General features: G+C 67.0%; 7 protein-coding genes and 1 pseudogene. 4 read left to right on the forward strand and 4 right to left on the reverse strand.

Annotation, left to right across the window (positions count from 1 at the left end; translation table 11 throughout):
* Positions 1-243: 243 nt before the first annotated feature.
* Positions 244-864: a glutathione S-transferase family protein gene (locus tag AC066Y_RS42560; protein ID WP_478279054.1), complete on the reverse strand. Its 621-nt coding sequence runs from the start codon at positions 862-864 to the stop codon at positions 244-246.
* A gap of 172 nt (positions 865-1,036) precedes the next feature.
* On the opposite strand from AC066Y_RS42560, the gene AC066Y_RS42565 reads away from it, so the two are divergent.
* A complete protein-coding gene (locus AC066Y_RS42565; RefSeq protein ID WP_478279055.1) occupies positions 1,037-2,305 on the forward strand; it encodes a flavin-dependent oxidoreductase in 1,269 nt (422 codons plus the stop codon).
* A 126-nt stretch (positions 2,306-2,431) separates the two neighbouring features.
* Here AC066Y_RS42565 and AC066Y_RS42570 read toward each other — a convergent pair whose 3' ends face one another.
* Together AC066Y_RS42570 and mutY are read right to left on the reverse strand one after the other, a co-directional pair.
* Complete coding sequence (locus AC066Y_RS42570; protein ID WP_478279059.1) at positions 2,432-2,941, reverse strand: PaaI family thioesterase; 510 nt, start codon at positions 2,939-2,941, stop codon at positions 2,432-2,434.
* A gap of 14 nt (positions 2,942-2,955) precedes the next feature.
* Positions 2,956-4,068, reverse strand: a complete 1,113-nt coding sequence (mutY, locus tag AC066Y_RS42575) for an A/G-specific adenine glycosylase (protein WP_478279056.1) — start codon at positions 4,066-4,068, stop codon at positions 2,956-2,958.
* Between the two features lie 142 nt (positions 4,069-4,210).
* Between mutY and AC066Y_RS42580 the strand changes: the two genes are divergently transcribed.
* From AC066Y_RS42580 to smc, 3 genes are all read left to right on the forward strand, one after another.
* Positions 4,211-4,690, forward strand: a complete 480-nt coding sequence (locus AC066Y_RS42580) for a DUF721 domain-containing protein (RefSeq protein WP_478279057.1) — start codon at positions 4,211-4,213, stop codon at positions 4,688-4,690.
* Positions 4,691-4,813: 123 nt separating this feature from the next.
* Positions 4,814-5,470 (forward strand): DsbA family protein, encoded by a 657-nt coding sequence (locus tag AC066Y_RS42585; RefSeq protein WP_092124558.1) that lies wholly within the window; start codon positions 4,814-4,816, stop codon positions 5,468-5,470.
* 336 nt (positions 5,471-5,806) lie between these two features.
* Complete coding sequence (gene smc / locus AC066Y_RS42590; RefSeq protein WP_478279058.1) at positions 5,807-9,271, forward strand: chromosome segregation protein SMC; 3,465 nt, start codon at positions 5,807-5,809, stop codon at positions 9,269-9,271.
* A gap of 123 nt (positions 9,272-9,394) precedes the next feature.
* Here the strand turns inward: smc and AC066Y_RS42595 are convergent.
* Positions 9,395-9,497, reverse strand: a pseudogene (locus AC066Y_RS42595) (IS110 family transposase); the annotation flags it as partial.

Raw genomic sequence — 9,497 nt, forward strand, 5'->3', positions numbered from 1 at the left:
AAATATACTTCGACGTATCCATACCAATGCGGATAATCTGGTTCACGGACGGCTCCCATGTATGAGATCTAGACAACCTCATTCTGGCACACCGATGCCGTAGGGGGCCGTCCACACCATCAACCACGGGGTTGCGTTGTGAGAGTGAGCTGCGGCCCCAGCGTCGCGCAACAACGATCATTCGTGGTTACGGGTCCCGGGTCGCGCTGCGCTTGCCCGGGGACGACACCGAATTTCTCGCGCTTACACCCTCTGCTCGGCCAGCACCTTCTGCACCGCCGGGCGGCTCTCCATCGCGGCACGATGCGCCTTCACCTTGGGCAGGGTCGCGATATCGACGCCGTCGCCGTCGAGCCAGAGGGTCAGCGTGTAGAGATAGGCGTCACCTACGGTGTAGCTGTCGCCCATCACCCACGGGCCCTTCAGCATGTCGCGCTCGATCAGATTGAAGCAGGCGCCCATGGTCTTCGGGACCATCGTCTTCATATCGGCGAACGACGTCTCCTGGGTCGCCCAGCGCGCGCCGCGCATCTTGTGGGCGTGGCAGACATGCACCGTCGAGCAGAGGTAGGAATTGAAGGCCTGCAGCCTGGCGAACGCGAAGGCGTCGTCGAGCGGCGCGAGCTTCGCCTGCGGATAGGTCTGCGCGATGTAGGCCAGCATCGCCGGCGTCTCGGTGAGCACGCCGTGGTCGGTCACCAGCGCCGGAACGCGGCCCTTCGGATTGATCTTCAGATACTCCGGGCTGTTCTGCTGGTTGATCTTGAAATCGAGCCGCTCGACCGAATAGGGCGCGCCGGCCTCGGCCAGTGCGATGTGGGACGCGAGCGCGCAGGTGCCGGGGGCGGTATAGAGCTTGAGCATGTCGTTGTCCTCTGCGGGCCTTGTCGGTTCGGTGCGAACCCGGCCTGGCTTGTTTTGAGATGCGGCGGACGTTAGCGGCAGCCCCTCTTGCCGTCCACCCCGCACCATGCCGCGGACCTTGCCCGCAGCGGGGCCGCCATGCGATGACCATTGCCAATCGAGAGGGCTTTTCATGACTGTGCTCATTGCAGGTGGCGGAATTGGCGGGCTGACGCTGGCGCTCAGCCTGCACCAGATCGGCGTGCCCTGCCGCGTCTTCGAGAGCGTGCCCGAATTGCGGCCGCTCGGCGTCGGCATCAACGTGCTGCCGCATGCGGTGCGCGAACTGATCGAGCTCGGCCTGCACGATGTGCTCGACGCGTCGGCGGTGCGGACCCGCGAGCTCGCCTATTTCTCCAAGCACGGCAAACCGATCTGGAGCGAGCCGCGCGGCCTCGAGGCCGGCTATAAATGGCCGCAGTTCTCGATCCATCGCGGCCGGTTGCAGCAGCTGCTGCTCGACGCCGCGACCGAACGGCTGGGGCCCGAGAACATCCTCACGAGCCATCATCTCACCGGCTGGACCGAGACCGCCGACGGCGTCCGCGCCGACTTCATCGACAAGGCGACCGGCAAGCCCGCCGGCAGCCATGACGGCGCGGTGCTGATCGCCGCCGACGGCATCCATTCGGCGGTGCGCGAGAAGCTTTATCCCCAGGAAGGGCCGCCGATCTGGAACGGCCGCATCCTGTGGCGCGGCATCACCCGCGGCAATGCCTTCCTGACCGGCCGCACCATGATCATGGCCGGCCACGAGACCCTGAAATTCGTCTGCTATCCGATCTCGAAGGAGGCCGGCCCCGACGGCAAGTTCGACATCAACTGGGTCGCCGAGCGCCACATGCCGCCGACCTATCAGTGGCGCCGCGAGGACTATAACCGCACGGCAAAACTCGACGAGTTCCTGCCGTGGTTCGAGAGCTGGGATTTCGACTGGCTCGACGTGCCCGGTTTGATCCGGAACTGTCCGCATGCCTACGAATACCCGCTGGTCGATCGCGATCCGATCCCGCAATGGACCTTCGGCCGCGTCACGCTGATGGGCGACGCCGCGCACCCGATGTACCCGATCGGCTCCAACGGCGCCTCGCAGGCGATCCTCGATGCGCGCACGCTGACACGCGAGATCCTGGCGCATGGCCCGACGCAGGCAGCGCTATTGGCCTATGAGGCCGAACGGCGCCCGGCAACCACCGACCTCGTGATGCTGAACCGCCGCAACGGCCCGGAACAGGTGATGCAGCTGGTCGAGGAGCGCGCACCCAACGGTTTTGGCGTCGTCACCGAGGTGCTGTCGCAGCAGGAGCTGGAAGACATCGCCGCCAACTACAAGCGCGTCGCCGGCTTCCAGGTCGAGGGGCTGAACGCCAAGCCGCCGATCGTGCAGCGGGCGGGAGCCTAAGTGCTGCGTGCATCAAAGCGCCGCTCTATGATTCCGTCACCCTGAGGAGCCGCGAAGCGGCGTCTCGAAGGGTGCACGGCCCGCGCTGGTGGCCGTGCATGCTTCGAGGCTCGCTCCGCTCGCACCTCAGCATGACGGGTTTGCCATAGCGCGCACGCCGCCCAAGCGCAGCGCCCGCGACGCTTCCACCAGGCGGATGCTGCTGCTCGCGGTAGCGAGCAAAGAGCCATCCGCGGCGGTCAGCCGGCCCTCGACGAAGGCGATGGTCTTGCCGAGCTGCGTCACCGTCGCCTCGCCGGTGATCGGTCCGGGCTTCGCCGGTGCGAGAAAATTGACGGTCATCGTGATGGTCGTGGTGAACAGCCTGCCCTCGGTCATGATGAACACCGCCGGCCCCATCGTGTCGTCGAGCATCGCCGAGAGCATGCCGCCCTGGACGAAGCCGGCCGGATTGCAGAAATCTTCCTTGCCATCGAACACGATCCTGATCCAACCGTCCTGCGGACGTGCGTCAGACACGCGCCAACCCAGCAGCTTTGCGACTGGCGGCATCGGGATGCGGTCGAGTGCGGTTGCGATCATGGCGGCCTCCGTTTTGGAAGTCCTAGCCGAGAGCTGTTGCCAGCATGGTGTCAGCAGGTCGTCTCCCGCTAGAGATCCAGCCCGTGCGCGATGGCCTTACGCATCACATTGGGAAACGCCTCGCCGTCCAGCGTCGCCACCGGCACCCAGCGCATGCCCTCCGGCGCGCGGGTCCGCGCCGGAACATTGGCCGTGTAGACCACGAGCTCGAGCGGAAAGTGCGTGAACACGTGGGTGACCACGCCGGTCTTGCGGTGCCAACGCGTGACGCCCTTGAGCTCCGGCGCCTGCGCCAGCGCGGCGGCATCCGCCTGCCCGGCAAGCCACTGCGATCCCGGCACCTCGGTCATGCCGCCGAGCAGGCCCTTTTGCGGGCGCGAACGCACCAGCAGCTCGCCGCCGCGCGTCACCACGAAGGCAGCGCCGCGACGCAACGTGCCGGTCTTCTTCGGTGCCTTGCGCGGATACGTCTCCTGGTCGCCGCGGGCACGGCCTGCGCAATCGTCATTCAGCGGACACACTACGCAAGCCGGCTTCTTCGGCGTGCAGATGGTGGCGCCGAGATCCATCAGCGCCTGCGCGCTATCGCCGGCGCGAGAGTTCTCGTCGCCGGCGCGAGAGGGCCCGAGCAATGTCGCCGCCATCGCCTTGATCAGCGGCTTGGCCTGCGGCAACGCCTCCTCGATGGCGTAGAGCCGGGTGACCACGCGCTCGATGTTCCCGTCCACCGGCATGGTGCGGCGGTCGAACGCGATCGCGGCGATCGCCGCCGCGGTATAGGGCCCGATCCCGGGCAGCGCGCGCAGCCCGTCCTCGGTGTCCGGAAAGACACCGTCATGGTCATTCAGCACCGCAACCGCGCAGGCGTGCAGGTTGCGCGCCCGCGAATAATAGCCGAGCCCGGCCCACATCCTTAAGACATCGTCGAGCGAGGCGCGACCGAGCGCAGTCACGTCGGGCCAGCGCGACAGGAATTTCTCGAAATAGGGGCCGACCGCCCTGACCGTGGTCTGCTGCAACATGATCTCGGACAGCCACACGCGGTACGGATCGGCCCGCTCCCCTGCCTCCGCACGCCACGGTAGCCGCCGGCGATGCCGGTCATACCAGGCCAGCAGCCGCGCCGGGCGGTCGGCTTGCTGGTCGGTCGGTTTGGTCTTGGCGGCCGCGCGAGAGCTCATGGACGTATCTTAAGGCAAATCTCGCGACGTCATGCCCGGGCCTGACCCGGGCATCCACGTCTTTCTTATCCCTGGACGGAAGCGCGGCCACATTGATGAACACGGTTTCGGCCGCATCGCCACTGCTGCTATAACCCCTCCCATGCCCAGACCCGGCCCGATCAGCGCAAAGCCCCTGTCGATCCTGCTCAGCGACGTCTTCACCGACGCCTATGCCAAGCAGGGCTTTGCCGCGCGCGAACTGGTGACGCGCTGGACCGAGATCGCGGGCGAGCGGATCGCGGCCTATTGCGAGCCGCTGAAGATCCAGTGGCCTCGGCCGGTCGAGGGGCAACCGCAGGAGCCGGCCACGCTGGTGCTGCGGGTCGAGGGGCCGATGGCGCTGGAAATCCAGCACTCCTCCGACGTCATCCTGGAGCGGGTAAACCGCTTCTTCGGCTGGCACGCGGTCGGCCGCCTGACGATCCGCCAAGCGCCGCTTTTGCGCCGCGGCCGCCCCGCCCGGCCGCGCCCGCCCGACGCCAAAGACGTGGCCCGGGAGGCGGCAAACCTTGCGGCCGTCGAGGACGACGATCTGCGCGCCGCGCTGGCCCGCCTGGGTGCCTCGATCAAGCGAAATTGACGCTTTTCGCAGGCTCGGCCGCGAGACCCCGGCATTGCCACAATGGTCGTTTCAAGCTAGCGAAGGCTTCTTTTTCGGGACCCCCTTCATTCTGGCGTGAATGCGCCAATCCGGGAGCTGACCTTGATCATCACGCGCCGCGCTTTCACCACCGCTCTCTCGCTGACCGGGCTGGCCGCCCTCGCCGGCCTGTCGCCGCTGCGCCTGATCACGGACGCGTTCGCGCAGACCGCCGCCGAGGTCGCCAAGCCGCAGTCGCTGCCCGACATGGGGCTCGGTCCGGCGGACGCCAAGGTGACGATCATCGAATATGCCTCGATGACCTGCCCGCACTGCGCCAATTTCAACGAGACCGTGTTCCCGAAGATCAAGTCGACCTACATCGACAGCGGCAAGGTCCGCTACGTGTTCCGCGAATTCCCGCTCGACATCAAGGCCGCCGCCGGCTCGATGCTGGCGCGCTGCATCGCCAAGGACGACGCGCCGAAGTTCTTTGCCGTGATCGACCTGCTGTTCCGCCAGCAGAACGACTGGGTGGTCAAGAACACCACCGAGACGCTGACGCGGATCGGCAAGCAGGCCGGCCTCAGCCAGCAGCAGGTCGAGGACTGCCTGAAGGATCAGACGCTGCTCGACAAGATCGCCGCCGACCAGAAATACGCCAACGACGTGCTGAAGGTGAACTCGACGCCGACCTTCTTCGTCAATGGCGAGATGCTGAAGGGCGAGACCTCGTTCGAGGAGTTCAGCAAGCACATCGACCCGCTGCTGAAGAGCTGATCCCGCGCCCCGCGAATCTGACGTCATCATGCCCGCGTTCGAGTCGCGGCACGATAATTGTGGATGATTTGCGATCACGGCATGCCGCCGTCGCATTATTTGGTTGTTGAAAACTTGATTCGCGTGATGCGAATCTTCGAAGACATGCGGAGGTCACAAAACCCCTGCAAATCCCTTGGGAAAAGCTTGGTCAAGCGGTTGCCCTGACGCACCGGCATCGCCATTGTCGCCGCTCATGAGAGCTGCACGCAGCTATTCACCCCAGACACCGACATTGCCATCCATGGTATTGTCACGGCAGGGAGATTCGCGCCCGGCCAAACGAGATTTGTGTACATGAAGCTCACGCGCCTCCGCCTGCACGGTTTCAAGTCGTTCGTTGAACCCACCGATTTCATGATCGAGCCGGGCCTGACCGGCGTCGTCGGACCGAACGGCTGCGGCAAATCCAATCTCGTCGAAGCGCTGCGCTGGGCGATGGGCGAAACCTCGCACAAGTCGCTGCGCGCCGCCGACATGGATGCGGTGATCTTCGCCGGTTCCGGCAATCGTCCGGCGCGCAACCACGCCGAAGTCGTGATGACGATCGACAATTCCGATCGCTCGGCGCCGGCCGCGATGAACGACAGCCAGCTGCTCGAAATCTCCCGCCGCATCGAGCGCGAGGCCGGCTCGGTCTACCGCATCAACGGCCGCGACGTCCGTGCAAGGGATGTGCAGATCCTGTTCGCCGACGCTGCCACCGGCGCGCGTTCGCCGGCGCTGGTCCACCAGGGCAAGATCGGCGAGATCATCCAGGCCAAGCCCGAGCAGCGCCGCCGCGTGCTGGAAGACGCCGCCGGCGTTGCCGGCCTGCACGCCCGCCGCCACGAGGCGGAACTCCGGCTGAAGGCAGCCGAAACCAACCTCACCCGCGTCGAGGACGTGATCGGCCAGCTCAGCGGCCAGATGGAAGGCCTGAAGAAGCAGGCGCGCCAGGCGATTCGCTACCGCGAGGTCGCCGCCAAGGTTCGCAAGTCCGAGGCCATGCTGTTCCATCTGCGCTGGATCGAGGCCAATGCCGACGTCAACGACGCCGCGCACACCCATGACATCTCCGTGCGCGAGATGGCCGAGCGCACCCGCGAGCAGGCCGAATCCGCCCGCATCCAGGCAATCCGCGCCGCCGAATTGCCGGCGCTGCGCGATGCCGAGGCGCGCGCCGCCGCCGGCCTGCAGCGCCTGACCAATGCGCGCGAGATGCTCGACCGCGAGGAGCAGCGCGCCAAGGAGCGGGTCGGCGAACTCGATCGCCGCCTCACCCAGTTCGCCCAGGACATCGCGCGCGAGCAGCAGCAGACCTCGGATGCCGACATCGCGCTGCAGCGGCTCGACACCGAGGACGCCGAGCTGAAGGAAGAGATCAAGTCGCGCGTCGAGAAGCGCTCCGGCGTCGACGAGCGCGTCTCCGAGGCCGAGGAGATCCTGGCCGCGACCGAACGCCAGTTCTCCGAGCTGACCACGCAGCTTGCCGACCTGACCGCCAAGCGCAACCAGCTCGAAGCCGGCGTGCGCACGCATCGCGACCGCCTCGCGCGGCTCGATCAGGAGATCGCCAACGTCCAGGCCGAGGAAACCAAGCTCGCCCAGGAGACCGGCAATCTCGGCGACATCGACGCGCTCGCCGCCGCCATGGAGATGGCACAGCAGACGCTCGCCGAATCCGAGGCGGCCGTGCAGTCGAGCGAGGCGCATCACGCCGCCGCGCGGCAGACGCTGGAAGCCTCCCGCAATCCGCTCGCCGAAGCCGAGAAGCGGGTGCAGCGGCTCGAGACCGAAGCCCGCACCATCTCCAAGCTCGTCACCAGCGAGACCAAGAATCTGTGGCCGCCGATCATCGACGGCATCACGGTCGCCAAGGGCTACGAAAAGGCGATCGGCGCCGTGCTCGGCGACGACCTCGACGCGCCGGTGGATTCCTCCGCGCCGATGCGCTGGACCAATGTCGGTGAAGCCGCGGGCGATCCCGCGCTGCCGGATGGCGTCGAACGGCTGGCCGATCACGTCCAGGCGCCGCCGGAACTGGCGCGGCGTCTGGCCCAGATCGGCGTGGTGGCCAAGGAGCGCGGCGCGGCGCTGGTGTCGCAGCTGAAGACCGGCCAGCGGCTGGTGTCGCTCGAAGGCGACGTCTGGCGCTGGGACGGCTTTGTCGCCGACGCCCATGCTCCAACTGGCGCCGCCCGCCGCCTCGCCGAGCGCGCCCGCCTGGTCGATATCGAGCATGAGCTGGAACAGGCCCGCATCGATGCCGCCGCCAAACGCCAGGCGCTGGAGACGGCTGAAGAGGAATTGCGCTCGGCGTCCGCCGCCGAGGGTGCGTCGCGCGAAGCCGTGCGTGCCGCCCGCCGCGAGACCGACGCCGCGCGTGAGCGCCATGCTGCGACCGAACGCGAGATCAACCGCCACTCTGCGCGCAAATCGGCGCTGACCGAGGCGCACAGCCGCGTCGCCGCCGACCGCGCCGAGGCCGAAGCCGCCCATGAGAACGCAGTTGCGGCGCTGTCTGAACTGCCGCCGGGCGTCGAAACCGAAGCTCAGCTCGCCGCGGTTCGCGCCGAGATCGACAACCAGCGCCGTGCCGCGGCGCAAGTCCGCGCCGAAGCGCAGGCGCTCGCCCGCGAGGCCGAGCTCGCCGACCGCCGCGTGCAGGCCATCGTTGCCGAACGCAACGAGTGGCAGAGCCGCAAGACCAGCGCCGCCTCGCAGGTCGGGACCATCGAAGAGCGCATCGCCGAGGTGTCGGCCGAGCGCGAGGAACTGGCCAATGCGCCGGAAGTGTTCGCCGAGAAGCGCAGCGCGCTGATCACGGAGATCGAGCACGCCGAGGGCGATCGAAGGATCGCCGCCGATGCGCTGGCGACCGCGGAAGCCGCGATGGCGGAAACTGATCGCCTCGCCAAGGCCTCGCTCGAAGCGCTGTCGTCCTCCCGCGAAGCTACCGCGCGCGCCGAAGAGCGCATGGAAGGCACCCGCCGCCGCCTCGCCGACATCGAGCGCGAGATCCACGACATGCTTGAGGTCGAGCCGAGCGCCGTCGTCGGCATGGCCGAGATCGAGCCCGGCGCGGAGCTGCCGCCGGTCGCGCAGGTCGAGGAAGAACTCGAGAAGCTGCGCCGCGACCGCGAGCGCCTGGGCGCAGTCAATCTGCGCGCCGAGGAAGAGTTGAAGGAAGTCGAGACCCAGCACACCGCGCTGACCACCGAGCGCGACGACCTGGTCGAGGCGATCAAGCGGTTGCGGCAGGGCATCCAGAGCCTCAACCGCGAAGCGCGCGAGCGTCTGCTGACCTCGTTCGAGACCGTCAACAACCACTTCAAGCGGCTGTTCACCGAGCTATTCGGCGGCGGCGAAGCCGCGCTGCACCTGATCGAGAGCGACGATCCGCTCGAGGCCGGCCTCGAGATCATCGCCAAGCCGCCCGGCAAGAAGCCGCAGACGCTGTCGCTGCTGTCCGGCGGCGAGCAGGCGCTGACGGCGCTGGCGCTGATCTTCGCGGTGTTCCTGACCAACCCGTCGCCGATCTGCGTGCTGGACGAAGTCGACGCGCCGCTCGACGACCACAACGTCGAGCGGTTCTGCACCCTGCTGAACGAGATGACGGCGTCGACCGAAACCCGCTTCATCATCATCACGCACAATCCGATCACGATGGCGCGGATGAACCGGCTGTTCGGCGTCACCATGGCCGAGCGCGGCGTGTCCCAGCTGGTGTCGGTCGACCTGCAGGGTGCGGTCGATATCCTCGACCAGAACGTGGCGTAACGCACTCAGGCGTCACCCTGAGGAGCCGCGCATTCGCGCGGCATCTCGAAGGATGGGCCACGACTCGTGATTGTCATCCTTCGAGGCTCGCAAGCGCTCGCACCTCAGCGACTGTGTTCTTGGTCAAGCGGGTTGCCATGGTTTTTGGTCCCTGAGCATGGCGTTGAGGGTTGTAAGGACTTTGCGCGCAACGGCGATGAGGGCGACCATCTTGGGCTTTCCAGCG

The organism is Bradyrhizobium sp. USDA3010 (assembly GCF_056429065.1).

What these genes read in the sequence shown, in the direction of transcription:
- AC066Y_RS42560 (WP_478279054.1), bottom strand. Translation starts at nt 864, where the DNA reads ATGCTCAAGCTCTATACCGCCCCCGGCACCTGCGCGCTCGCGTCCCAC.
- AC066Y_RS42580 (WP_478279057.1), top strand. Translation starts at nt 4,211, where the DNA reads ATGCCCAGACCCGGCCCGATCAGCGCAAAGCCCCTGTCGATCCTGCTC.
- smc (WP_478279058.1), top strand. Translation starts at nt 5,807, where the DNA reads ATGAAGCTCACGCGCCTCCGCCTGCACGGTTTCAAGTCGTTCGTTGAA.
- mutY (WP_478279056.1), bottom strand. Translation starts at nt 4,068, where the DNA reads ATGAGCTCTCGCGCGGCCGCCAAGACCAAACCGACCGACCAGCAAGCC.
- AC066Y_RS42565 (WP_478279055.1), top strand. Translation starts at nt 1,037, where the DNA reads ATGACTGTGCTCATTGCAGGTGGCGGAATTGGCGGGCTGACGCTGGCG.